The sequence below is a fragment of the Pseudogemmobacter blasticus genome, from assembly GCF_003071405.1.
GTDB classification, from domain to species: Bacteria; Pseudomonadota; Alphaproteobacteria; order Rhodobacterales; family Rhodobacteraceae; genus Pseudogemmobacter; species Pseudogemmobacter blasticus.
In genome coordinates, this window is sequence record NZ_CP020470.1 from 1891249 (window position 1) to 1916636 (window position 25388).

Genomic DNA, 25388 nt, shown 5'->3' on the forward strand with positions numbered 1-25388 from the left:
CCGCTGAGCTACTGCCATCGAAGGGCAGGCGGGGATTGAACCCGCGACCAGCTGTAGTTCCGCCAGCATTCGCCGGGAAAACCCGGAGTCCCCCGGCGCGGACGCCGGGGGAAAGGTTACAGTTCAACGGCGCGGATATGGCCGACCCAGTGGTCTGGCCCCATCCGCCCGGCGACGAAGTCGGCGATCTGGTCAAAGACCTGATCCGAGAAGCCGCCGATGTTCAGCACATCGTCCCGCTCCGCTGCCTGCGACGTCCCATACGGCTGGATGTCGATGCAGACCAGTTTCGCCGCCCGGTTCCGGGCCTTGAGCCTGCTCCATTCCGCCATCATCGCCGTCCCTTGCCCGCCCTGCCGACCATCGACCCAGGACTGGTTGTCCGAGACGAAGATCACCAGATCGGGCGCCAGCCGCGCCGCATTCAGCGCCGCCAGCGGGGCCGAACAGTTGGTGCCGCCCCCGCCCAGTGCCGCCAGTTTCGCAGCATTGGTCAGGATCGTATCGCGCGCTTCCAGCCGGGCTTCGCGCACCCGCACCTCGAAGGGCAGGACGCGGGCCTTCGGGTTCTTGCGCAGCACCGCCGCCGCGACCAGGGCCGCCACGTCGATGCAGCGCACTGCCGTGGTGGCCCCGGGCCGATAGCCGGTGACCGGCGAGGACATCGACCCCGACACGTCGGGGCAAACCGCGACAGACCCGCTGAGCGCCGGCACATTCGCCACGGAAAGCTCCATCGCGTCATGCAGGGCATCGCGCAGCCGTTCGTCCACCTCGGGCGCCAGCGCCGTCAGCGTTGCCAGAAGCTGATAGGGCAGCGCCTTGGCGGCCCGGATACGGCCCGGATCGCGCAGCACCCCCGCGACATGTTCAACCACACCGGACACCGTAAAGGCGCCCTTGCGGTTCAGCATGTTCAGCCCCTGCCGCAGCATCTGCCACGAGCCGTTGCGCGCCACATCCGCCCATTGGTCGGGCGTCAGCGACAGATCGGCCAGCATCTGGAACGGCACGTCCGGCACTTTGGCCGAAGCCCCGGCCCGGAAGGCCAGCAGATCCTGCACGACGCCGGGCAGCGCCGCCGTATCGGCAGGCTTGCCGATCAGCCAGGCGTAGAACGCCGCCCGCGAGGCCGTTTTCGGCTTGGGGTGCACCATCCGGACCACATCGCCCAGCGACGGATCATTGCCGACCGAAGCCGCCAGCAATTGCGCGTCGCTGGTCGTGTTCAGCCAGTGCTGCACCATCGCCTTGGGCCGCGAGCCAAGCGATTTGCGCCCGGTCTGGCCGGACCGCAGGATCTGCACGAAGGTTCGCAGCACTTTGCCCGAGGTGACCACCCGCCCGAAGACCGCCGCAAACAGCGCCGGATCGCGGGCCGACAACACCGCCAGCAACAGCGCCGGCGTGTCCTTCATGTGCCCCTTTTCCCGGACATGCACGGCGGTCTGCGCCAGAAACAGCGGGTCCACCGCTATTGCCGCCTCGACCAGTGCCGAGACCTCGTCCTGCGCGTCCTGATAGAACCCGCCGCCAAAGGTACCGGTCATCGCCAGTTGTGCCAGCTTGTGCTCGGCGCCATAGGCATAGGCCCTGGTCCCTTCGGCGTTGGTGGCGGTTGCCCGCGGCAAGAGCCGCCCTGCCAGCGATGCAAACACGGATTTGTTTGCCATGATCGTCTTCCTTCTGTTTTCGCCCCCTCTTTCTGCCCAGTTCTGGGCGCGCTGTGAAGAAAATCTGAATTTTGTTCAAGAGATTGAAAATGTTTGACTAAACGGCAAATCGGCAGAAACTGCTTCGCCATATGATATCTTTTGGTATATAGATTTATCCAAAAGGATTACCCACATGCGCAATGTCGTCATCGGCTTTCTCGGCACCCAGCTTGACATGGGCAAGCGGCGCGAATGGCGGCCGTCCGTCCAGCTTTGCGCGCAACCCGGTTTCCCCGTCGACCGGCTGGAGCTGATCCACGACCAGCGCCATTTCCATCTGGCCTGCAACGTGGCCGCCGCCATCGCACGCACATCGCCAGAGACCGAGGTTCGACTGGTCAGGATCGACATGGCCGATCCCTGGGATTTCCAGGAAGTCTACGGCCGGCTTTACGACTTCGCCGCCGATTACGGGTTTGATGAAGATCGCGAACGCTACCATGTGCATCTGACCACCGGCACGCATGTCGCGCAGATCTGCTGGTTCCTGCTGACCGAAAGCCGCCACATCCCGGCGCGGCTGGTGCAGACCGGCCCGCCACGAGAAGGCGGGGCACCGCAAGGCACGCTGGATGTGATCGACCCTGATCTGGCCCGCTACAACGCGCTGCAACGCCGGTTCGAAGCGGCCGCACGCGACCATTCGGCCCTGCTGCTGGGCGGGGTGGAAACCGTCAGCCCCGCGATGCGGGCGCTGGCCGAACGGCTGGATCTGGTTGCCACCACCTCGGATGCGCCGATCCTGCTGCTGGGAGAGCCGGGCACCGGCAAGTCTGCCCTTGCCGCGCATATCCATGAGCTGAAACTCGTGCGCCGCCGCATCAAGGGCCGGATGGTGCAGGTCAACTGCGCCACCTTGCGCGGCGATCAGGCATTGTCCGCGCTTTTCGGCCAGCGCCGGGCCGCCACCGGCATTGCCGGCAGCGAGCGCCCGGGTTTCCTTCGTGAAGCCGATGGCGGCGTGCTGTTCCTTGACCGGATCGACGAGCTTGGGCCCGGTGAACAGGCCGCTTTGTTGCAGGTGATCGAAACCGGCCGCTACTGCCCCGTCGGGTCCGAGGCCGAGGTGACTGCCCGGTTCCACCTGATCGCCACTGCGGCCAGCGATCCCGGCGCGCTTGTGCGGGCAGGGCATCTGCGCACCGATCTGTACGCAAGGCTGTCGCAATGGGTGTTCCGTCTGCCCCCGCTGCGCGAGCGGCGGCAGGACATTCAGGCCCATCTTCTGGACATGATCGACAGCAGCGAACGCCAGCTTGGCCGCAAGACCGGCTTCAACGCCGATGCGCTGGCCCGCTACCTGCGGTTCGCACAGGATCCGGCCACCCTCTGGCCGGGCAACCTGCGGGATCTGCAGGCCTCGGCCCACCGGATGGCGGTGCTGGCAGAGCGTGGGCGTATCACCGTGCCCATGGTCGAGGCCGAGATCGCAACGCTGGCCGACCAGTGGCGCGCCGCAACCGCCGATCTGGACAGTGCCCTTCTGGCCGAGGTCGTGCCGGATGCGCTGCGTCTGGACGAATTCGACCGTGCCCAACTGGCCAGTGTCATCCGGGCTTGCCGGGAATCCGCCAGTCTTTCGGCGGCGGGGCGCAGGCTGTTCGCCGTGTCGCGGACAGAGAAGGCCAGCCAGAACGACGCCGACCGCTTGCGCAAGTATCTGGCACGCTTTGGGCTCGATTGGGCAGCCGTGACAGGCAATCAGCCTGGCTGAGGGGCACCAGCTTCTCGGCCGTTTCCATGGCGACGACATCTAAGCGCCGAGAACTGGCCGAAAGAGCGGTGGCGGCGAAGGGGACAGCATCGCACCGGCCTGCAGCGCGTTTGGCCGGTTCGCCAGGTCGTGATGACCTCGGGCATCGCGGGAGTTCTCAAGGGGGCACATGTCCGGCGTTGCCACCGTCGGATAACGTCGCCTAGGGCTAGGGTCAGAACTCGTTCTGCATCCATAGCCAGAGCATGACGGTCGAGGCGAGAGCGACGGCCGAGAGGAAGGCCTTCGGTCATCGTTCATAACGAATGGCAACCCTGCGCCAGTCCTTCAGTCGCCCGAACAGGATCTCGATCCTGTTGCACGCTTGTAGCAGCGCTTATCGTGCTTGATGGGCTTTCCACGCGATTTCCTGGCCGGGATGGATGGCATTATCCCCCTATCTTTCAAAGGTTCTCTGACCCAATCGGCATCATAGCCCCGATCGGCCAAGAGCCCGTCAGCCGAAGGCAGGCTCCTGGCCCTCAACCTTGCGCGATGCTGCCGTGTCCGGCAGCCCGCTCAGACCAGCCGGAGCGCGCTCAGCCGCTGCCGGGTTTCGTTGCAGACCGCCTTCAGATGCCCGACCAGCCGCCCGGCACTGTCCACCCACGGGCGATCTGCCGGATGCAGGGCGCAGACCATGAAATCCGGCGCCTGGGAAAAGCTGCGCAGCACCACGCGATCTCCAAGATAGCTGAGGGCAGTCAGGGGGTTGAGGATGCTGACCCCGAGGCCGCTGCGCACCATCTCGCCCACGGCATTGGCCGATTGCATGGTGACGGGCAGGCGCCGCGTCACGCCCGCCTCGTCAAACATCCGGTCAAGAATCAGCCGGTAAGGGTCTTTCGGCCCCAGCGAGACAAAGGCGTGATCCTGGAAATCCTGCAGGCTGAGCGGCCCTTCGCCATTGGCCAGCGGATGCCCGGCAGGGATCAGGCAGACCTGCGGGAAACGGCCAAGCGGGATAACCTCTGTTGTGGGATCGGCATATTCCCCCTCGATGAGACCAAGGTCGAAATTGAAGCCCGAGATGGGCGACTGGTTGCGCGGGTCCCCGTTGTCGATCTCGATGGTCAGACCCGGTGCCTCGCGATGCAGCCGCGCCACCGCCTCGGGCAGCAGGTTTTGTGCAAAGGTGGGCAGGGTGGACACTTGCAGGATCTCGCCATAGGCGGCCCGCATCCGCAGAAGCGAGGCATTGATCTTGTCGAGGCCGGAATAGGCCTCTTCGATGGCGTGATACAGTTTCAGGGCACGCGCGGTCGGATGCAACCGCTGGCGCCGCCGCTCGAACAACTGAAAGCCCACGGCCGCCTCCAGCCGCAGCACTTCGCGCGTCAGCGTGGGCTGGGATGAGCCGAGCGCGGCGGCGGCGGCGGTGACCGTGCCGAATTTCACGATGGCGCGGAACACATCCACCTGTCGCAAGGTCAGCCCCGGCCGCATCTTCGCCCCCATCAAGGTTGTAGCGTCAGATCATATCCAAAGTGAATGAAGTAGAATAGCCTTTTCTGTATCTCGCCTGTGCGATGCGGGCTTAGCATTCCTGACATATTGTTCGTCACCAACGGATGGAAACGCCGCTTGACCCTGCCTTCCCCGCCCCCCTCTTCCGTGTTGGACCGCGCCGCGGAGGCCGGGCTTCAGGCGCTTCTGCAAGCCGCTGCTGGCGCTTTCGGGGCCGAGCAGGTTTCGGCCTGCGCGATGCTGCACGACCGCCCGCTGATCGAGGCTAATCCCGGCCCCTTTGCCGCACAGGCGCATTGGCAACACCGCGGCCGTCAGCAGATCTACCCGGCTTCGGTCTGCAAGATGGTCTATCTCGCGGCGCTTGCAGCTTTCGAGGCCGACGGCCGCCTTGTGCTGGATGATGAGGATCACCGGGCCGTCAAGGCGATGATCGGCATCTCGTCAAACGATGCGACCACCTATCTGCTGGGTCGGCTGACCGGTGCCTTTGACGGTCCGGTGCTGGATGAGGCGGCGCTGGAACACTGGGTGACAGCCCGCCATCAGGTGCAGGACTGGCTGGAGGCGCTCAACCTTCCGGCGCTGGAAGGGGTGTATCTGATCCATTCCACCTATGAAGACAGCCCCTATGGCCGTGCCCGGCAGGCGCGGCGGGTGCGGCCGGGCAATCAGCTTTCGGCGCAGGCCTGCGCCGCCATGCTGCATGACATCCTGCGCGGCGCGCTGCCCGGGCGGGACTGGATGGCGGGGCATCTGTCGCGCGACTGGCAACGCAGTGCCGGGCCTGACCCCGAAGGCGACCAGATCGCCGGTTTTCTGACCGATGGGATCCCGGCCTCGTTCCGCGTCTGGTCGAAGGCCGGACATACCTCTTGGACACGGCATGACGTGGCCGCGTTCTCGGCGCCGGATGGCCGCTCGGCCACGCTGGCGGTAATGACCGAAGGCCCCGCGGCGGCGGCCCATACCGGCACCCTGCCCGCCTTTGCCCGCGCCTTCATTGCCGAAGCCTTCGGCTGACCCACCCCAAAGACAAGAAACAAGACCAACCAACAGGAAGCTGACCATGACCCATTCGCCCGCCTCTCTTGTTCTGAGCCGCCGCCGTATGCTGGCCGCGATGCTTGCCAGCACCGCAGCCGCGGCTGTCGGCACCATCCCCTTTGCGGCCCGCGCACAGGAGGCGGGCACGCCGCGCCCTGGCGGCACCTTGCAGATGGTGGCCCCGTTCGGATCGGCGCTGCAAAGCCTTGATCCGCACGCCACCTATGAATCGCAGGACATGGCGGTGTCGAAAGCGTTCCACCGCTCGCTTTACAACTGGGATTCGGCGACCAATTCGGTCGTGCTGGAACTGGCTTCCGAGGTGAAGGTCAGCGACGACGGCAAGACCTTCACCTACAAGCTTCTCGACAACATCTATTTCCACAATGGCCGCCAGTTGGTGGCCGATGACGTGATCTGGTCCTATTCGCGCATCCTTGCGCCGGGCAGCAGCCTGTCGGCGATTTCCAACCTTCAGAACATCAAGGGCGCCCAGGATTATCTTGACGGCAAGGCCGATACGGTGGCGGGTCTGACCAAGATCGACGATCTGACCTTCTCGATCACCTTCGACAGCTTTGCCGATCCGGGCTTCCTGTTGTTCGAGGCCGTCACGGCGATCCTGCCGCGCGAAGCGGTGGAAAGCGGCACCTTCCTGTCGAACCCGGTCGGCTGCGGCCCCTTCACCTTTGTCGAACATATCGAAGGCTCGCGCATCTCGGGCAAGAAGTTCGAGAAGTACTTCAAGGCGGGCAAGCCCTATGCCGATGCCATCGAATTCACCATCACCGATGACTATTCGGCGCTGGATGTGGCCTTCCGTGCGGGCGAGATCGACGCGACCGTCCTGTCGGAAAACGGCTATGTCATGTATGCGCAAGACCCCGAGCTTTCGAAGGGCCTGATCGAGATTGCCGAGATGTTCACCCGTCATATGGGCATGAACCTCGACATGAAGCCCTTTGACGATGTGCGCGTGCGGCAGGCGATCAACTATGCGGTGGATCGCGACATCATCATTGAAAAGCTTTTGAAGAACAAGGCGTTCAAGGCTGTTGGCTGGCTGCCGACGCCCTCGTCCGGTTTCGATCCCGACCGCAAGCCCTATGCCTTCGACCCCGAAAAGGCCAAGGTCCTGCTGGCAGAGGCGGGCCTGACCGATGGCGTCAGCTTCGAGGCCTGGGTGACGGATGCGACGTCCTCGCTGGGCGTCCTTCAGGCCATGACCCCCTTCCTTGCCGCCGTGGGCATCACCGTGACCCCCAAGGTGGTCGAGGCAGGCGTGCTGGTCGAGGCGATCAACAAGGGCGAAGCCCCGGCCTGGTTCCGCTCCAACGGCACCGGCCCCGATCCGATCTCGGCGCTGCGCAGCTTCGACAGCCGCCGCCCGCGGTCAACCAACCGGGCGGGCTTCAAGGATACCGCCTTCGATGCCATCCTGGACGAGGCCATGGCCACGCTTGACGCCGCCAAGCGGGTGGAACTGGTGCGCAAGGCCGATGCCTATATCTTCGATCAGGCACCGGTCTGGTTCCACAATTACAACAAGGCCGTGCTGGCAACCCAGCCCTGGGTGCATGGCGTGGACGCCAATGTGACCGAGGCCGCGATCATCGAGGTGGATCAGGTCTGGCTGGACGAAAACGCGCCTTCGCGCTGATCGGCCCCGCCGATCTGTCCACCCGGAGGGGCGGCATCGCGCCGCCCCCCTGCCAGTCCCGTCAGCCTGTGGATGCACCATGCTGAATGTCCTGCTCAGACGGCTGTTCCAGGCCGCCCTGACTGTCCTTGTCGTCGTGACGCTTGTCTTCGTGCTGTTCAGCGTGATTCCGGGCACCTATGCCTCGTCGCTTCAGGCCGACAAGCGCGACGTTTCTGCCGAAGTGCTGGAGCGGATCGAGGCCGAACTGGGCCTGAACGATCCGCTGCCACAGCGCTTTGGCCGCTATATGGCGGGGTTGGCGCAGGGTGATCTTGGGGTTTCCTATGCCACCAAGCGCCCGGTTGCAGACATGCTTTCCGGGCGGGTCTGGGCTTCGTTCCGGCTGGCCTGCGCGGCGATCTTGTTCGCGGTTTGCATCGGCCTGCCACTGGGCTTTTTCGCCGCCATGCGCCGGGGCAGTTGGCTGGACACTGCCACCATGACACTGGCGGTTTCGGGCCTGTCGATCCCGGCGTTCTGGGCGGGGCTGGTGCTGATGTATGTCTTCTCTCTGAAGCTGCACTGGCTGCCGACCTTCGGCTATGGCTCGGGCGGGTTGAAACACCTGATCCTGCCCGCCATCACGCTGGGCATCGCGCCCATGGCGCTGCTGGCCCGCACCACCCGTGCCGCCGTGCTGGAAACCCTGAATTCCGATTTCATCCGAACCGCAAGATCCAAGGGCATGTCAGAGCGGCGTCTGGTGCTGCGCCACCTGGCGCGCAACGCCTTCGTGCTGGTGCTGACCACGATCGGCTTGCAATTCGGCTCGATGCTGGGCGGTTCGGTGGTGATCGAGAAGCTGTTCGCCTGGCCGGGGGTCGGCTCGCTGCTGATCGACTCGGTCGGATTGCGCGACATTCCCGCCGTACAAGGCGCGATTCTGGTGATCGTGCTGTTCTTCCTGCTGATCAACACGCTGGTCGATCTTGCCTATCTGGTGGTCGATCCTCGCATCCGTTACCGCTGAGGAAGCACCATGAAAGCCGGAGCCAACCTTTATGTCGGCGGCGGGATCATCCTGCTGATCTTTCTGCTGGCCGTGTTTGCGCCATTGATCGCGCCCTATGACCCGGTCACCTCGGCCAATCTGATGTATGCGGAAGAACCGCCCGGCGCCCAGTTCTGGCTGGGCACCGACGAGCAGGGCCGCGACATCTTTTCCCGCATCGCCTATGGCGCCCGCATCTCGCTGTTCATCGGGCTGGCGGTCCAGGTGATGAACACCGCCATCGGCGTCTCGCTGGGCTTGTCGGCGGGCTACATCGGCGGCTGGTGGGATGAAATCGTGCAGGGTCTGACCAACCTCATGCTCTCCATCCCGACCATCGTCTTTGCGCTTGCGCTGATGGCGATCCTTGGCCCCGGGCTGCCAAGCCTGCTGATCGCGCTTGGCATGACGGACTGGGCCTATAGCTGCCGGATCTCGCGCGCGCAGGTGCTGACGCAGAAATCGCTGAACTATGTGCAATCGGCCCGGACCATGGGCTTTGGCCCGCTGCATGTGATGTTCCGGGAACTGCTGCCCAACATTTCCGGGCCGCTGATCGTTGTGGCCACGATGGGCGTGGGTTCGGCGATCATGGCCGAAGCCTCGCTGTCCTTCCTTGGCCTTGGCGTTGTGCCGCCGAACCCAAGCTGGGGCGGGATGCTGTCCTCGGCGCGCGAACAGTTGATGGTGGCGCCCTGGGTCGCGATCTTTCCGGGGCTCGCACTGTTTGCCGCCGTTCTGGGCTTCAATCTTCTGGGCGATGGTCTGCGTGACCTTCTTGATCCTCATGGAAAGGGCCGCAAATGACCAAGGCGGTTCTGGATGTGCGCAACCTTGCGATCAGCCTCTCTGACGGGGCGGTTCGTGTCCCGGCGGTCGAGGGGGTGGATTTCACCATCAACCGCGGCGAGGTTTTCGGCCTGGTGGGGGAATCCGGCTGTGGCAAAAGCCTTTGCGCCCTGGCCCTGGCAGGGCTGCTGAAGGCACCGATGGCCGTCAGCGGCGGGCAGATCCTGCTGGAAGGCCGCGATCTGGCCCCGCTCCCCCCGCACGAGATGCGCCGCCTGCGCGGCGACAAGGTGTCGATGATCTTTCAAGAGCCGATGACGGCGCTGAACCCGCTGATGACAGTGGGCGACCAGATCGGCGAGATGTTCGTGCTGCATCGAGGCCTGACGCCGCGGGCCGCACGGCTGAAGGCGATCGAGGCGCTGGAACAGGTCCAGGTGTCCAGCCCGGAGCGCCGGATCAACGCCTATCCGCACCAGCTTTCGGGCGGGATGCGGCAGCGCGTGATGATCGCCATCGCGCTGGCCTGCGACCCGGCGCTGCTGATCGCAGATGAGCCGACCACGGCGCTGGATGTGACGATCCAGGCCGAGATTGTGGAACTGGTGCTTGAACTGTGCCGCGCCAAGGGCACGGCGGTGATGATGATCTCGCATGACCTGGGGCTGGTGGCGCGCGTCTGCAACCGCGTGGCGGTGATGTATGCGGGCCAGATCGTGGAAGAGCGCAGCGCCGAGGAGATCTTCACCGCCCCGGCGCATCCTTACACGCGCGGCCTGATCAATGCGCTGCCGCGTCTGGGGCGGCGGCTGGAGCGGGGGCAGGAGCGGCTGACCGAGATCGGCGGCGTGGTGCCGGCGATCCGCGATTTTCCGCAGGGCTGCCGCTTTGCGCCGCGCTGCACACGCGCCACAGCGGAATGCCGCGCGGCACCCGTGGCGATGACCGATCTGAACGAGGGGGGCCGGGTCCGGTGTCTGCATCATGTCTGAGGCCGCAATGATCCCGGCCGCCACGCCCCTGCTGTCGGTGCAGGGCCTGAAGGTGCATTACGCGGTGCGGCAAGGCTGGCGCGGCAAGCACTTTGCCGTCCGGGCCGTGGACGGGGTGGATCTGACACTGCAGGCGGGCGAATGTCTTGGCCTGGTGGGCGAAAGCGGCTGTGGCAAATCCTCGATTGCGCAGGCGCTGCTGGGGCTGGTGCCTGCGACGGCCGGGGTGATCCGGCTGGACGGACACGAGATAACGGGGGCGGCGCAGGTGTCGGCCATGGCGCTGGCAAGATCGGCGCAGATGGTGTTCCAGGACCCGATGTCGTCGCTGAACCCGCGCCAGACCATCCGCGAGATCCTGTCAGCGCCCCTGCGCCTGCATGGCATGACCGACCGGACCGAGCGCGAGGCGCGCGTGGCCGAGATGCTTGGCCTTGTCGGCATGTCGCCCGAAGTGGCCAGCCGCTATCCGCACGAATTTTCCGGCGGCCAGCGTCAACGGCTGTGCATCGCGCGGGCGCTGATCCTGCGGCCAAAACTGGTGATCTGCGACGAGCCGGTTTCTGCGCTGGATGTCTCGATCCGCGCGCAGATCATCAACCTGCTGCTGGATCTGAAAGACAAGCTGGGCCTTGCCCTGCTGCTGATCTCGCATGATCTGGGCGTTGTCGAACACATGAGCGACCGGATCGCCGTGATGTATCTGGGCCGCATCGTCGAAGAAGGCGGCTGGCGCGAGATCTTCACCACGCCAAGCCACCCTTATACGCGGGCGCTGATCTCGGCGATCCCGGACCCGCTGCACCGCGACCGGGCGCCGGCCCGTCTGGGCGGCGAAATCCCCAGCCCGATGGCCCAGCCAGAAGGATGCGCCTTCAACCCACGTTGCCCGCAGGCCCTGCCGCAGTGCCAGAGCGGCCAGGTGCCTGATTTCACCCGCCTCGGCGCCGATCATCAGGCGCGCTGTCATCTGCTGAAAACCGGAACATCCCATGCTTGACCAATCAGCCCCCTCCGCAATCCCGGAAATCGGGCCAGACCTCGTCATCACGGTGCGGGCAGGACACGACCCTGCCGCCCCGCATCGTGGCACGCTGACCATCGGCGACTGGACGGTGCCTTGCGCCGTGGGCCGCTCGGGCATCGTGGACCCGGCGCTGAAGCGCGAGGGCGACGGCGCCACACCGTCAGGGCGCTTTGCCCTGCGCTACGGCTATTACGAGCCCGGCATCTTTGATGATGGCGTCATGGCCGCCATGGCCTTTCCCTTCAAACCCAAGCCCGACAGCTATGACTGGATCGAGAACCCGGCCAGCCCGGATTACAACCGGATGCGCGCCCGCAGCCATAACGAGCCACCGCCGGATCGCGCGCCAAGGCTGTTCGACATTTTCATCCCGCTGGGCTGGAATGATGCCGTCCCGCGCGTGGCAGGGGGCAGCGCGATCTTCCTTCATGCCGCCCGCCCTGACATGACCGGCACGGCGGGCTGTGTGGCGGTGCCGCATGACCAGTTGCTGGAACTCGCGCGGCGGCTGCGCCCCGGCATGATCATCGACATCGCGACACCGGATCAGGCCGCAGCGGCGCTGTCGCTGCCCGACAGTCTGGAAAGCGTAACCTTTCACAGCCTGCAACCCGGTCCGCGCGTGATCGTGACCGGGGCCGTCCATGGCAACGAGGGGTGCGGGCCGAAAGCGATCAGCCGGATGATCGCCGAGTTCCGCGCCGGACGCCGCAAGCTGGTTTGCGGCTCGGTGACATTCGTGCCTGTGGTCAATCACATGGCTTACCGGCTTGACCGGCGGGAGGGGGACCGCAACCTGAACCGCGACCTGCACGAATATCCGGTGCCGCAGGTCAACGAGGATCGGGTCGCGAATGTGCTGTGTTCGATGCTGCGCGCCCATGATGTGCTGATCGACCTGCATTCCTTCGGGTCCGAAGGACCGGCCTTCGCATTGTTTGGCCCGGATGCGCCCGGCAGCGATCTGGAGCCATATGTCCGCCCACAGGAAGAGCGGCAGTTGATCCGCGCGCTTGGCCTGCCCTTCGCGGTTCAGGGCTGGATGCCGGCGCATCTGAAAGCCCTGACCCGGCAAGGCCGCGCGTCCGAGATCGGGCACGCCATCGGCACAACGGAATTCATGCGCTTTGTCGGGGGGGCGGCAATCACGGTGGAGTGTGGCTCGCACAAGGACCCGGCCTCGGGCGGGATGGCCTATGAGGTGATCGCGCGCGGTCTGGCAGCGCTTGGCCTGATCATGGCCGAGGCAGGTCCGCCCCCCGCCCCACCGCAGATCCTGCAGATCGGGGACGCGATCTTTGCCGAAAGCGACGACGACCGCCTGCTGCGCACCTATGTGACCGGCGAATCGGTGCGGAAAGACGAGGTGATCGGCAAGCGCGCCGACGGAAGCCCGATCATCGCACCGCATGACGGGGCGATGATCTTTGCCAGCGGCAGCGTGAAGGCCGGAACCGAGATGTGCTTCCTGTGCCGGCCCGGAACCCCATCCTGGCCCAACGATCCTGTCGCGCGGACCTGAACCACACATCTTCCTGCGGCTCACCTCAAGCTCCCCGGTCGGCAAGTTCAAACGCGCCACCGGGGCCTTCCTTTATGGCTCGACAGCCAGAGGTGCGGATTTGGAGCCGGGTTGAACCTGCAATTCCGCAATAGCGCGTATCGGCCCGCCCGACCGCAAGGATAGCCCTGTCCTGGAACATCATATCCTGCAGAGGTGCGAAAGCCCTGTTGACTCGTGAAAAGACCCGTTCATATTAGTTGTAGGAACAACACTACAATTTGGATCTGATGACCCGCGCCAACCCGCCCCTGTCCGCAGACACCCTGCCCGGCCCCGACCTGCCGGTGCGGGGACGGCGGCATCCATGGCGCTGGATTGCGGGTGGTCTGGTTCTGCTGCTGCTTGCGCTGCTGGTCCGGGCCTTCGCCGAGGGGAATATCCGCTGGGCCATCGTGGGCGAGTTCCTGACGGCCCCGGTGATCGTCAAGGGGTTTGTCTGGACGCTGCTGATCACCTTCGCCGCGCTGGCGCTTGGCGTCGTGCTTGGCTTCGCCTTCGGGATGATGCGGCTTTCGGCCAACCCTGTGCTGCGCTTCGCATCCTGGCTTTACGTCTGGATCTTCCGTGGCACGCCCGTGCTGCTGCAACTGCTGATCTGGTTCAACATCGCGCTGATCTTCCCCACGCTCTACATCCCCGGCGTGGTCGACATGAAAATGGTCACCGTCATGACCCCCTTCGTCGCCGCCGTTCTTGGCCTTGGGGTCAACGAAGGTTCCTACCTGACCGAAGTGGTGCGCGGCGGCATCCTGTCCGTCGACCGCGGTCAGGTTGAGGCGGCCAATACACTGGGCATGACGCCGGGCCAGACGATGCGCCGGATCATCCTGCCGCAAACCATGCGGCTGATCCTGCCGGTTCTGGGCAACAGCGCCGTGGGGATGCTGAAGTTCTCGTCCCTGGCCGCCACCATCGCAATGACCGAGATGCTGAATGCGGCGCAACGCATCTACTTCATCAATGGCGCGGTGATCGAACTGCTGTTCGTCTGCGCGCTTTGGTATCTGGCCGGAACGACCGTGCTGTCGATCGGGCAATACTACCTTGAAAAGCACTTCGGCCGCAGCCATGGGGGCCGCGCATGACCGCCGCACAGCAACCTATCATCCGCGCGGTCGGCCTGCGCAAGGCCTTCGGAAACCTCGAAGTCCTCAAGGGTATCGACCTTGAGGTCGCACATGGCGAGGTGCTTTGCATCCTCGGCCCCTCGGGCAGCGGAAAGTCAACGCTGCTGCGCTGCATCAACCACCTTGAGGTGCCCAATGGCGGCTATGTCTGGGTCGATGGCCAGATCATCGGCTATGACCTGCAGGACGGTGTGCTGCACGAATTGCCGGTCAAGCGGCTGCGGGCACAGCAAAGCCAGTTGGGCATGGTGTTCCAGCACTTCAACCTGTTCGCGCATCGCACCGTCCTTGGCAATGTGATCGAAGGGCCGATGGTGGTGCGCGGCCTGTCGCGCCCGGCGGCCACCGCACGGGCGATGGACCTGCTTGAAATGGTCGGGCTGGCGGACAAGGCCGGGTCATGGCCCGCGCAGCTTTCGGGCGGGCAGAAACAGCGCGTCGCCATCGCGCGGGCCCTGGCAATGGAACCGCGGGTGATGCTGTTCGACGAACCGACCAGCGCGCTGGACCCCGAACTGGTGGGTGAGGTGCTTGAGGTGATGCGGCGGCTGGCCGACACCGGCACCACCATGATCATCGTCACCCACGAAATCGGTTTCGCCCGCGATGTGGCCGACCGCGTGGTCGTGATGATTGACGGAGAAATCCGCGAGACCGGCCCCGCCAGAAAGGTTCTGGCCAACCCGGCCGACCCGCGGGTGAGAAGTTTTCTGGGCCGTGTGCTGGCCCAACCGACTGAAGCAAAAGACTGACAACACCCAACAGACAAGAGGATTGCGCGATGAAACTGTCCCTTCTGAAACGCCCCGTTCTGGCGGCATTGCTGGGCGCAACGCTGGCCCTGCCGGCGCTGGCCGATGTGGATGCAGCCGCCCAGGCCCTGCTGCCCGAAGCCAACAAAAGCTCGGGCAAGCTGCTGGTCGTGACTTCGCTGGCCTATCCGCCGATGGAATACACCGACGCGGGGTCCGAAGAGCTGAAGGGGTTCGACATCGACATCGCCCGCGAGATTGCCGCACGCCTGGGGCTGGAACCCGAATTCGTCAATGTCGAGTTTCCCCAGTTGATTCCGCAGGTCGTGACCGGGCGTTCGGAAATGATCATCAGCGCCTTCTCGGACAAGGTCGAGCGTCAGGCGCAGCTTGATTTCATCGACTACTTCAACACCGGCAACGTCTTCTACACGACGGCGGACCACAAGGACGAGATCAAGACCGAGAAGGATCTGTGCGGCAAGACCATCGCCGTGGCCACCGGCACAAGCTGGGTGACCTGGGCCGAAGAGGTTGGCAAGGCGAACTGCCCGGCCGACAACCTTTACAACGTCATCCAGATCCCGACGCAGGCCGAACATATCATGCAGATCAAGCAGGGCCGCGCGCAGGCGTCTGTCATCGGCATCGAGGGGCTGGCGGATCTTGAAATCAACGAGCCGGGCGCCTTCTACCAGATCGGCGCGGCGGGCGAGCCGAACCCCTATGGCATCGCCTTCGAAAAGTCGAACACCGCCCTGCGTGATGCGGCGCTGGCCGCGCTGAACGGCATGTTGGCCGATGGCACCTACATCGAGATCGTGAAGCGCTATCATCTGGATGTTGGCGCGGTCGACAAATTCGTGATCAACGGCGCCACGCAGTAATCACGAGGACGAGGCCATGGCGGGATCAGGCGACATCGACGCGAAGACGGGGGCATCGTCCCTGGCTGCGATCACGCTTGATCCCTATTCGGGCGAGCAGATCTACCGCCAGCTCTATCGGGGTCTGCGCGGGCTGATCCTCTCGGGCGGATGGGGCGAGGGCGAGATCATCCCTTCGGAAAACGAGATGCGCGACCATTTCACCGTGGCGCGCACCACAGTTCGCCACGCCCTGTCGCTTCTGGTGCGCGAGGGGCTGGTGACTCAGGTGCGCGGCAAGGGGACCATGGTTTCGCACCGCCCGGTCAGCCACAGCGTCTGGAACTTCGGCAGCTTCACCGATCTTGCCCGTGCCAACGGCAAGCGTCCGGTGACCCGCGTCATGGAGCACCGGATCGACGATGGCATCCTGCTGCTGGTCCGTGCGCGGGGACTTGCCGGCGTGGATGCGGTCGAATGGCTGAACCTCGATACCTCCTGGCTGCCCCTGAAAGACTATCCGGGCATCGAGACCTACGATTTCGCGGCGCAGTCGCTTTATGAAGTGCTGCGCCGCGATTACGGGCGTGTTCCCGTGCGCTCCGAGATCCACCTTTCCGTGGTGCCCCCCTCGGCCCATCTGACCGAGGTATTCGGGCCTGATCCGGCGGTTCCGGGCTATCTTTGTGCCACCGGCGATGTGCTGGACCTTGAAGGTGAGCGGGTCGAGCGGACCTCGATCATCTACTCGCCCCGGGTGGAAATGAAATTCGCAACCCGCTGGGGGCAGGCAGGCGCCCTGCAATCCCCCGCGAAGGGAGACTGACATGACCGCTTTCCGCGGCCTATTCGCGATGCCGAAGCCCATTCTGGGGATGCTGCACCTTGGCGGCGAGACACCGGCCGACCGTCTGACCCGCGCCCTGGAAGAGGCGCGCATCATGGCCGGCGAAGGGCTCGACGGGCTGGTGATCGAAAACTATTTCGGCGATTCCGACGATGTCGAGCGGGTGCTGGATCGGCTGGTGGCACTGGCCCCCGGGCCACGGATCGGCATCAACGTGCTGCATGACAACAGCCGCGCCTTCGCCCTTGCCAGATCCTATCCGGTTGACTTCATGCAGATAGATTCGATCTGCGGCCACCTGCCCCCCGATCAGGACGCAGACTTTGCCAACACGCTGGCGGCTGAACGGGCCTCGGTGCCCGCCGTGCTTTTTGGCGGCGTGCGCTTCAAGTATCAGCCGGTGCTTTCGGGGCGACCAGAAGCCGAGGATCTGCGCCTTGGCGCCGCGCGCTGCGACGCGCTTGTGGTAACGTCAGACGCAACCGGGCAAGAGACGGACCCGGCCAAGATCCGCAGGTTCCGCACCGCAACTGGCGGCAATGTTCCGATCATCGTCGGCGCCGGCATGACCGAGGCCAATGCCGCGGCCCAGCTTGCGCTGGCCGACGGGGCCATTGTCGGCAGTTGGCTGAAGGAAGACCATGTCGACAAGGGCCGCCTGGCACCGGCGCATGTCGCGCGCTTCATGGCTGCCGTTCGCCTGGCGCGGGCCGAGGCCGCATGACCCTGCGCGCAATCCCCCTGTCCCCCGAAGCCTTCGCCCCTTTCGGCCGCGTGTTCGACCTGACCGGCACACCCGGCGAAGGTGTCATGCCCATGTCGGGCGAAGGCTGGCGCGACAGCTACACCCTTGCGCCACCGATCGACGGGCCGGCCCATCTGGGCATGACGCAGGGCCCGTCCGCCCCCTGGGATTGCCGCCTGATGGAGCGCCATCCCCGCACCGAAGAGGCGCTGTTCTGCGCCGGCGCCGCCATCGTGCTGGCCGTCGCCCCGGGTGGCACGGCGCCCGCGCCGCTAGCCGAAACCCTGCGCGCCTTCATCATCCGGCCGGGGCAGGTTGCGGTGATGAACCGCGGGGTCTGGCACGATGCCTGCCGCGGCCTGAAGGCGCCGACGCCCTATTACTGGATGGCAACCTGCGGCCTTGGCCCCGACCCATGGGTCGAGGTGTCGGGTGGCCCGGTCCGAGTGCTGGCATGACGACCTTCTTCATCGGCGACGTGGCGCTGGACGAATACTTCACCGCTGAGCGCTGGCCGGGCCTGGCCGACAAGGATTTCATCGACGAACTGCCGGCGGAATGTGGCGGCTCGATCGCCAATGCGGCGGTGGTTCACGCCGCGCTTGGCGGCGAGACCGAGTTCATCTCCTTGCTGAACGAAACCGCGCTGTCCGACAGGCTGATCGCCGATCTTCAGGCCAACGGCGTTTCCACCCGCCACATGCTGCGCCAGCCCGGCATCCCGGATTCGCGCAATCTGATCTTTCTGGTGGACGGAGAGCATGTTGTTCTGACCCTGCGCATGGGCCAGCAACCCATGCCGCTGCCGCCCGCCACCATGGCGGCCTTGCGCCAGCCGGGCTTCCTTTACACCACGCTCTACCGCGCGCGCCGCCTGCATGAAGCGGACGGCACACTGGCGCAGGATCTTCTGCTGGCGGACCTGCGCCGCCATGGCCGCCGCATGGTCTTCGATCTTGACGTGGGCGGCGCGACCGCCGCAGACGCGGCCTATCTGCAAGGGGCCGAGGTGGTGATCTTCAACCAGGTCGGCTTTCGCGCCACCTTCGGCCATGACACCCTGACCCTGGCCGAGACCTGGCGCCGCGACCATGGCATCACCCGGCTGGTCCGTACCATGGCCGGAGACGGGGCCGAGGCGCTGGACAACGGCCGGTTGCTGCGGGTGCCCGGCCACCGGGTTGACGTGGCCGATGTCACCGGCGCCGGAGACACGTTCGGCGCGGCGCTGACCTGGGGTCTTGGACAGGATCATGCCTTCGAAGCGGCGCTGGAGTTCGCCGTGGCCGCCGCCTCCCGGTCGGTCACCCGCCACGGTCCGCGCGGCGGCAAGGCCAGCCGAGCCGAGGTGCTGGACTGGCTGACAAGTCGATAACCCCGCCTCGGCAATCGCCGGCCACCACCAACACCCGACAGAAGGCCCGCTGCGACCACGACATCGACATCTGCTCCACTTTCATGCGGAGGGCGCCGGGGGCTTCCAGCCGCCCGAGGTTGGGGCTGGTCTGCCGCCGTTTTGCGCAGGACCGGCGCAGTTGCGGGCATTTGTCGAAAATACTGAACAACTCGCGACACGCAAGTTGACGGAACCAGACTAAAGCTACATCTGCAAACATGCTTGTGGCGTGTGTGATGTGAGTTTGCCGGGTGTTTTCCGCTGTATCACACCGGTCGCTATCTGGCCGGGAAATCCATGAATGAGGTGATCCGTGGCCTTTACCTTCTCAATCATCGAATGGTCGTCTGTAACGGACCCAAGCTCGCTGTTCCGGAAAACCGGCGGTGGTGAGGGGGATACCGGCTCCGGGGGCACTGTGAACACAACCCAGGTGTCCTTCACCAGCGTGTCAACGCAACAGGTCACGACCGCAACCATTGGTGGCGCAGACGACTTTCCCGATGACGGAGGGGCGCGGCTCCATGTGGCCGTGACGTTGAACGGAACAACGTACAACCCCGGCGCTACCGTCGAAGCAGACTTCGAAGTGATTCTGCGGGATGCGGTTACGGGATACTATTACCGCGCAACCTGGCTTGCCATCAACAACACCCCCGTCGGCATCAGCCTTTCGCGCGCCTGGGACGCCACGACCGGCCAGTTTGTTTCCGGGCCGGCCGGTGTTTACACGCCTGGGACGTCGTTGACGCTTGTCGACGGAGATGTCCTTGACGGAACCCCGAACAGCACCGTCTTCGCCACGGACAGCAACTATGTGGCTGATGGCATCGGGAACGATGCCGTTCTCAACGCGTCGAACGGAACGCTCGCCTGTTTTTCGCGCGGCACACTGATCACCACACAGGTGGGCGAAGTTCCAGTTGATCAGCTTCGTCAGGGTGATCTGGTCCTGACGCGCGACAATGGCTATCAGCCGGTTCGCTGGATCGGTTCACGGTTGATTGACGCCGCAACACTCAAGATGAACCCGCATCTTCGCCCGATCAGAATCCATGCCGGCGCTCTGGGCAATGGCATGCCGCTGACAGACCTTCTGGTCTCACCTCAGCACCGTATTCTTGTGAACTCTGTGGTGGCGCTTCGCATGTTCGGCGAGCACGAGGTTCTGGTTGCGGCCAAGCACCTTGCCGACCTGCCCGGCATTGAGGTCGCCGACGATGTCGAGACCGTGGAATACTGGCACTTCCTTATGGATCGGCATCAGGTCGTGCTGTCCAACGGGGCAGCGACCGAAAGCCTTTTCACCGGGCCGGAGGCATTGAAGTCCCTGTCCGAACAGGCCCGGGCCGAGGTTCTTGAGATTTTCCCTGAGTTGACAGAGATGGACCACTCGGCCCTGCCGACGCCTGCACGGCTTCTGGTGTCTGGTCGCCAGGCGCGGCGCCTTGGTGAACGGGTCAGCATGAACAGGCACCGGCTGGTGGCATAAACCACCGCTGGGATGCGTATCACGCGCAGCCGCCCCTGATGCCTTGCGGGCATGTGCGTCGTGGGCCGGCAGGGCATCCCCCTCCGGCCCCGCACCATGCCCCTCTGCCAAGGGCAGTTGGCGGGGCTGGAACGGCTGGTCCGCACCATGGCCAGAGACGGGACCGAGGCGCTGGACAACGGCCGGTTGCTGCGGGTGCCCGGCCATCGGGTTGACGTGGCCGATGTCACCGGCGCCGGAGACACGTTCGGCGCGGCACTGACCTGGGGTCTTGGACAGGATCATGCCTTCGAAACGGCGCTGGAGTTCGCCGTGGCCGCCGCCTCCCGCTCGGTCACCCGCCACGGTCCGCGTGGCGGCAAGGCCAGCCAGGCTGAGGTGCTGGACTGGCTGAAAGACCGGACATCGCCGCCATCGTGAACAGATGCCGCGCGCGGGATAGCCCCCCGTGCCGGTTTTCGAAGCCTGACCCCATGGTTAAATACAAGTCTCCTGCCCTGTCTTTTGCGGGAACAGGCAGGCGGTTGCGGGGCCGTGATGGCCGCACCGTTCAGCCGTTCGCGAAGATGCCGCTGCCGACAGATCGCAGCGCCGCCCCATCGCGCAGCAGAAACAGGGCGCTGATGGCGTGTTGCCGCGCGAAGGCAAGCCCCTCGTCCTTGCCCATCACCATCAGGGCCGTCGCCATTGCATCCGCCGTCATGCAATCGGCCGCCATGACGCTGACCGATGCGGGGCCGTCCACAAGCGGTGATCCACGGCGCGGGTCAATGGTATGTGGCAACCGCCGGCCCCTGACGGTCAGAAAGTGCCGGTAGTCACCCGAGGTTGCCACCGCGCCTTCGGTCAATGCCAGCATGGAATGGGGCGCCCGGTCGGGGCTGTCAGGTGTTTCGATGGCAACGGACCAGGGCGAACCATCAGCCTGGCGGCCAAGCGCCCGCACTTCGCCATCAATCGCGCACAGCGCCCGGCTCAGTCCGTGACCGGCAACAACCTCGGCCAGCCTGTCCACCCCATATCCCTTGGCGATTCCCGACAGATCGAGTGCAAGCGGTGCCGTCTTGCGCGCGGCCTGACGGGCCGAGTCCAGCTCCAGCGCCGCGAGGGAAGAGACACGCGCAGCGACGCTTGCCGCGCGTATGGCGGCCAGGTCTGCCGGATCGGACCCGAAGCCCCAGGCACGCATGGCGGCCCCGACATTCATCTCGAACGCGCCTTTGGTTGCGCGGCCGATCTGCACGCCCGCCCGCAGCACGGCCATCAGCCCCGCGGGCAAAACAACCCAGTCCCCGCAGGGGGCCGCGTTGAACAGCATCAGATCGCTGTCGGGCTTCCAGGTGGACATCTGGGCGTCCACCTCATCCACTGCCGCCTGCAAGGCCGCTTGCAAGGCATGGGCATCGGGCTTGGCCGGTTCGTCCAGCAAGACGGACCAGCGGCTTCCCATCGTCGGGCCCGACAGAAGCATCCGGTGCGGATCAGTAGGTGTCTTCGACATAGCGTCCCTCGGATTTCAGCGTGACAAGGGTCAGATCCATCGGCGCCAGGATCTCGTTCAGCGCGCCCTGCACGCCCCTTGCCATATCCCGCCCGCCGCAGACCATGATACGCGCGCCGCGCGCGATCAGCGCCCGCAGGGCCAAGGCATCCCCACGCAGGGCGTCCTGCACATGCTGACGCGGACCGCTGCGGGAAAAAGCGGTGCGCAACCCCGTCAGGCGCCCCTCGTCCGACCAGCGTTCAAGATCTTCGCCGAACAGCAGGTCAGCATCAGGATGGCGCGCGCCGAACCACAGGTGAACGGGTCGCCGCCCACCTTCCGCGCGGATGAACCCCGCCAGCGGGCCGATGCCGGTGCCCGCGCCGATCAGGATCAGCGGGGTGGTGCCGCGGTCAGGCTGGAAGGCCGGATTCGGGCGCAGGAAGGCTTGCACCGACTGCCCCGGTTGCAGCGCCATCAGTTGGCCCGAGCACAACCCGCCGGGATGCTTGCGCACGGCAATTTCGACAAACCCGTCGCGGTGGCACGAGGCCAGCGAATACAACCGCGGCACGGCCGCCCCCTGGGGCAGGATGCCCAGCAGATCACCTGCGCGGAACCGTCCGAAACCGCGCCCAGTCAAACGGCGCCACAAGCCTGACTTCGGCACGGCAAAGCGCAGGATCGCGGCCGGGGCCTGCACCGCCTCGCCATAATTGCGGCGCGAGATCAGGGTCAGGCTTGTGACCGGCGGCGTATCGGGCTGATGGTTCAGCTCCAGCGGCAAGCCAAGCGCCTGACCGAGCGCACGCCCCCAGCGGGCGAATTCCTGCGGCGACTGTCGATCAATGCGTTCCCCCGGCAACAACAGGTTCCAGCCGCGGTCGCGCGCGGCGGCCTCGAAGGCCACGGCAAAACCGCAGAAATCGGGAAAGCTGCTGTCGCCAAAGCCCAGAACGGCAAGCGGCACGTCGGCCAGCGGACGCGCGGCTGCCAGTCGTTCAAGCCCCCCCCTGGCGGAAGACGGCGCTGCCCCATCGCCCCAGGTGGCCGTCAGCACCAGGATTCGCCGCGCCGCACTGTAGTCGGCAGGAGAAAACGAGGACAGCGGTGCCATGTGTACGGCCTGACCGGCGGCCTGCAGCGCGCGCGCCAGCGTTGCGGCAAAGCCCCAGGTGCTGCCCCCCTCGGAGCCGACCAGAATTACGGTCTCAGCCCGCGCGGCCGCGACCATGCCCCGCAGCCGGGGCCGGCCGCGCCGACCCTGCGCCCATAGGATCGCGCCCGTTATGGCAAGCGCGGGGGTGGCCAGCACCATCAGCCCAAGGGCAAGCCCCCAGAGCGCGGCCCCCTCTCCGGTGTGCAGCAGATAGACCCATTCATAGGCACGCGCCCAAGGCCCAGGTGTGGCCCAGACCAGCAACGCTCCGGTCCCCTGGTCAAGGTAGCCGGTGCCCTGCGAAGTGGTCAGCGTGTAGACATCGCTGGCATCATCCGCCGCAGGAAAGGCCAGTTCACGCAGATCCGCGACCGGAGTTTCCTGAAGGGCGGGAATCGCTGACGGCATAGCCCCGGTCTGGCCGCTGACAGTGGCCGGAAAGGCGGGGTTCGCCTCGTCGACAGGCAGCAGGTCAAAGGTCGCGGCAGCCATCCACAGGGCGGTGATCGCGGAAATGCCCAACCCCACCACGGCAAGGCGGGCCAGCTCGGTGTGAAGCCGCCCGGCCAGCGGCCCGCGCAGACGGCTGAACCACTTTCGCCAGCCGCCAACCCGCCGGGCCACCAGCAGGCTGCCCGAAAGCGCCAGACACAGCATCGCGAAGGCCGCCGCTGCCATGGTCATCCGCCCCGCGTCATCCAGCAGTAACGAGCGGTGAAAGGCGGTTAGCCATTGCCGGATGACACTCTTGTCGGCGCTGGCCACATCCTGGCCGGTGGCCGGGTCGATCACCGCCGCGCCCGGTGTCCCGCCGTCAAACCACCAGACGGTGATCTTTCCTGACGGCGCGCGACGAATCTGCTCGGCTCCGGGGTGCTGGTCCAGCACCAGCGCGGCAAGCTCCGCCACCGTCTGGCCCTGCACTGCGGCAGGTGACGCAATCCGTTCAGCCGCCGGAAAGACCGACAGTATCGCGCCGCTTACGGCAAGCATGATCAGGAAAGCCGCGGCCAGCAGGCCCGGCCAGCGGTGAAGGCGGCGCATCATGGCGTGGTCCTGTTCAGAAGCCGTAGGTGAAATCGGCGATGTATTGGCGGCCCGCAACGGCCTGTCCCGCCCCGGCGGCCGTCAGCGGCACCGCAATCTCGTTCGGACTGTCGCGCATGTCCTCGACCGCGGCATCAATGTGCAGCGTGTAACCGGCATCGAACAGCGCGTCGGCAAGATCCATCGACAGTTCAAGGCTGCGGCCCGCGCCGACGCTTGCGCCGGTTATGCCGTTCACCTCGGCGATGTTCTCGCCGGTGAAGCGGGCCCAGTCGGACAGGTGGCGATAATACTTGGCCTTGCCTCCCGCCATCCACAGACTGCCGGCATAGGCACCGGCCGGATCGGTGACATAGACCGCCAGATAGGCACCGTCCCCGCCATATTGCGAGAGGTTGACGGTCAAGGTCACCGGGCGGGCCTGCGCAAGGCCGGGAACGGTCAGTGCCGTGGTCAGCACAAGGGCAGAGATGAACGATTTTGCCAGCATTTTTCTTTCCTTTGAATGGTTCAGCGATCAGTTGGTCTTGACGACGGGTGGCTTTCCGCCCCCGAACAGGCCGTTCTTCGGCGGCGCAACCGAACCCACCGGCGCGGCGTTGCCACCGCCTTTGCCGCCACATTCGTGTTCATCGTCATCGTCATCATCATCGTCGCAGTCGTCGTCATCATCATCATCGTCGTCGTCATCGTGGTCGCGTCCAAAGAACAGCCAGCCACCCAGATCATCATCACCATCCACCAGCAGAACCCCGGGCGCCCGGCCGGGCACTTCGGCCACACCATTGGCCGATGCGCCGGCCAGCGGCGGCAGGGTAAGGGCGCAGGCCGGTGCCGGGGCTGCGCCGGCAGAGCCGATCGCCGTGCTCAGAAGGGTCATGAGTGCAGAGAGTTTCATAAGGGTTCGCTCCTTCAGGACATGGAAAGCCGATCCCCGACCACAGGTCGGAGGCGCCGTCGAAAGGCATCAGGGGAAAGGGGTCAGTCGTCGCCTTGCTTCAGGCCGTGACCACCCTCGTGTTCATCGTTGTCTTCGTATTCCATCTCGACAACGCTCAAGGTGCCGGGGTGGAGCTTGACCTCGATCCTGCGTCCGGTGGCATCGGTGCCGACGATCTCGTAGCAGCCGTCGTCGATCTTGATCCGCCGCACGGTCCAACCTTTTTCGGCAGCCAGACGGGCGACGGCCTCGCGTGGTTGCCAATCGGTCATCGGAACGACGCAATCATCGTCGGCCCGTACCGCGCCAGCCGCCATCAGGGCTGCCAGTGTCAGAACGGTGAGGGTCTTTCGCATCAGGGAAACTCCGGCGCAGTCGTCGATTGAATGCCTTTTGCGCCACGAATCTGACAGCATCCTGAAGCGGCGGCAGAAAGTGCTTAAGGCTACCGTCAGGTTGGGACATTAGAAGACAGGCACCAGACGTT

At 65.3% G+C, this 25388-nt stretch carries 24 protein-coding genes and 1 pseudogene; 17 read left to right on the forward strand and 8 right to left on the reverse strand.

What is annotated here, in order from left to right:
* Window positions 1–116 precede the first annotated feature (116 nt).
* Complete coding sequence (locus B6K69_RS09240; RefSeq protein WP_108643573.1) at window positions 117–1673, reverse strand: vWA domain-containing protein; 1557 nt, start codon at window positions 1671–1673, stop codon at window positions 117–119.
* Between the two features lie 175 nt (window positions 1674–1848).
* Between B6K69_RS09240 and B6K69_RS09245 the strand changes: the two genes are divergently transcribed.
* Window positions 1849–3429: an RNA repair transcriptional activator RtcR family protein gene (locus B6K69_RS09245; protein ID WP_108643574.1), complete on the forward strand. Its 1581-nt coding sequence runs from the start codon at window positions 1849–1851 to the stop codon at window positions 3427–3429.
* Window positions 3430–3718: 289 nt separating this feature from the next.
* Here B6K69_RS09245 and B6K69_RS09250 read toward each other — a convergent pair.
* Window positions 3719–3942, reverse strand: a pseudogene (locus tag B6K69_RS09250) (transposase); the annotation flags it as partial.
* A 45-nt stretch (window positions 3943–3987) separates the two neighbouring features.
* A complete protein-coding gene (locus tag B6K69_RS09255; protein ID WP_164681920.1) occupies window positions 3988–4914 on the reverse strand; it encodes a LysR substrate-binding domain-containing protein in 927 nt (308 codons plus the stop codon).
* 138 nt (window positions 4915–5052) lie between these two features.
* Between B6K69_RS09255 and B6K69_RS09260 the strand changes: the two genes are divergently transcribed.
* From B6K69_RS09260 to B6K69_RS09335, 16 genes are all read left to right on the forward strand, one after another.
* A complete protein-coding gene (locus B6K69_RS09260; RefSeq protein ID WP_123876553.1) occupies window positions 5053–5958 on the forward strand; it encodes a serine hydrolase in 906 nt (301 codons plus the stop codon).
* A 46-nt stretch (window positions 5959–6004) separates the two neighbouring features.
* Window positions 6005–7642 carry an ABC transporter substrate-binding protein gene (locus B6K69_RS09265; RefSeq protein WP_108643576.1) on the forward strand — a complete coding sequence of 546 codons (1638 nt, stop codon included), beginning with the start codon at window positions 6005–6007 and terminating at the stop codon, window positions 7640–7642.
* Between the two features lie 79 nt (window positions 7643–7721).
* Complete coding sequence (locus tag B6K69_RS09270; protein ID WP_107672584.1) at window positions 7722–8654, forward strand: ABC transporter permease; 933 nt, start codon at window positions 7722–7724, stop codon at window positions 8652–8654.
* Between the two features lie 9 nt (window positions 8655–8663).
* Window positions 8664–9482 (forward strand): ABC transporter permease, encoded by an 819-nt coding sequence (locus B6K69_RS09275; RefSeq protein WP_108643577.1) that lies wholly within the window; start codon window positions 8664–8666, stop codon window positions 9480–9482.
* The gene (locus tag B6K69_RS09280; RefSeq protein WP_108643578.1) at window positions 9479–10456 is read left to right on the forward strand and encodes an ABC transporter ATP-binding protein; all 978 of its coding nucleotides are present in this window, start codon (window positions 9479–9481) and stop codon (window positions 10454–10456) included. The genes B6K69_RS09275 and B6K69_RS09280 overlap by 4 nt, the downstream gene beginning before the upstream one ends.
* Entirely contained in the window at window positions 10449–11456 is a 1008-nt protein-coding gene (locus B6K69_RS09285; protein ID WP_108643579.1) for an ABC transporter ATP-binding protein, read from the forward strand. The genes B6K69_RS09280 and B6K69_RS09285 overlap by 8 nt, the downstream gene beginning before the upstream one ends.
* Window positions 11449–13005 carry a L,D-transpeptidase family protein gene (locus tag B6K69_RS09290; RefSeq protein ID WP_108643580.1) on the forward strand — a complete coding sequence of 519 codons (1557 nt, stop codon included), beginning with the start codon at window positions 11449–11451 and terminating at the stop codon, window positions 13003–13005. The genes B6K69_RS09285 and B6K69_RS09290 overlap by 8 nt, the downstream gene beginning before the upstream one ends.
* A gap of 269 nt (window positions 13006–13274) precedes the next feature.
* Window positions 13275–14132 carry an amino acid ABC transporter permease gene (locus B6K69_RS09295; RefSeq protein ID WP_108644862.1) on the forward strand — a complete coding sequence of 286 codons (858 nt, stop codon included), beginning with the start codon at window positions 13275–13277 and terminating at the stop codon, window positions 14130–14132.
* A complete protein-coding gene (locus tag B6K69_RS09300) occupies window positions 14129–14926 on the forward strand; it encodes an amino acid ABC transporter ATP-binding protein (protein ID WP_108643581.1) in 798 nt (265 codons plus the stop codon). Before B6K69_RS09295 ends, B6K69_RS09300 begins: the two co-directional genes overlap by 4 nt.
* A 29-nt stretch (window positions 14927–14955) precedes the next feature.
* Window positions 14956–15813, forward strand: coding sequence for a transporter substrate-binding domain-containing protein (locus B6K69_RS09305; protein ID WP_108643582.1), 858 nt, complete (start codon window positions 14956–14958; stop codon window positions 15811–15813).
* A gap of 16 nt (window positions 15814–15829) precedes the next feature.
* Window positions 15830–16618, forward strand: coding sequence for a GntR family transcriptional regulator (locus B6K69_RS09310; protein WP_107672577.1), 789 nt, complete (start codon window positions 15830–15832; stop codon window positions 16616–16618).
* Window position 16619: 1 nt separating this feature from the next.
* The gene (locus tag B6K69_RS09315; protein WP_108643583.1) at window positions 16620–17363 is read left to right on the forward strand and encodes a BtpA/SgcQ family protein; all 744 of its coding nucleotides are present in this window, start codon (window positions 16620–16622) and stop codon (window positions 17361–17363) included.
* Window positions 17360–17842: an ureidoglycolate lyase gene (locus B6K69_RS09320; RefSeq protein WP_108643584.1), complete on the forward strand. Its 483-nt coding sequence runs from the start codon at window positions 17360–17362 to the stop codon at window positions 17840–17842. The genes B6K69_RS09315 and B6K69_RS09320 overlap by 4 nt, the downstream gene beginning before the upstream one ends.
* Entirely contained in the window at window positions 17839–18759 is a 921-nt protein-coding gene (locus tag B6K69_RS09325; RefSeq protein ID WP_164681921.1) for a carbohydrate kinase family protein, read from the forward strand. Before B6K69_RS09320 ends, B6K69_RS09325 begins: the two co-directional genes overlap by 4 nt.
* A 334-nt stretch (window positions 18760–19093) precedes the next feature.
* A complete protein-coding gene (locus tag B6K69_RS18395; protein ID WP_228156704.1) occupies window positions 19094–20272 on the forward strand; it encodes a Hint domain-containing protein in 1179 nt (392 codons plus the stop codon).
* A gap of 96 nt (window positions 20273–20368) precedes the next feature.
* The gene (locus B6K69_RS09335; protein WP_164681922.1) at window positions 20369–20692 is read left to right on the forward strand and encodes a carbohydrate kinase family protein; all 324 of its coding nucleotides are present in this window, start codon (window positions 20369–20371) and stop codon (window positions 20690–20692) included.
* Window positions 20693–20822: 130 nt separating this feature from the next.
* Here B6K69_RS09335 and B6K69_RS09340 read toward each other — a convergent pair whose 3' ends face one another.
* From B6K69_RS09340 to B6K69_RS09360, 5 genes are all read right to left on the reverse strand, one after another.
* A complete protein-coding gene (locus B6K69_RS09340; RefSeq protein ID WP_108643587.1) occupies window positions 20823–21773 on the reverse strand; it encodes an FAD:protein FMN transferase in 951 nt (316 codons plus the stop codon).
* Complete coding sequence (locus tag B6K69_RS09345) at window positions 21754–23961, reverse strand: PepSY domain-containing protein (RefSeq protein ID WP_108643588.1); 2208 nt, start codon at window positions 23959–23961, stop codon at window positions 21754–21756. Before B6K69_RS09345 ends, B6K69_RS09340 begins: the two co-directional genes overlap by 20 nt.
* A gap of 13 nt (window positions 23962–23974) precedes the next feature.
* Window positions 23975–24451 carry a DUF2271 domain-containing protein gene (locus tag B6K69_RS09350; RefSeq protein WP_107672571.1) on the reverse strand — a complete coding sequence of 159 codons (477 nt, stop codon included), beginning with the start codon at window positions 24449–24451 and terminating at the stop codon, window positions 23975–23977.
* A gap of 27 nt (window positions 24452–24478) precedes the next feature.
* Complete coding sequence (locus B6K69_RS09355) at window positions 24479–24841, reverse strand: hypothetical protein (protein ID WP_228156705.1); 363 nt, start codon at window positions 24839–24841, stop codon at window positions 24479–24481.
* A gap of 101 nt (window positions 24842–24942) precedes the next feature.
* On the reverse strand, window positions 24943–25257 hold the full coding sequence (locus B6K69_RS09360) for a PepSY domain-containing protein (protein ID WP_107672569.1): 315 nt from the start codon (window positions 25255–25257) through the stop codon (window positions 24943–24945).
* Window positions 25258–25388 lie beyond the last annotated feature (131 nt).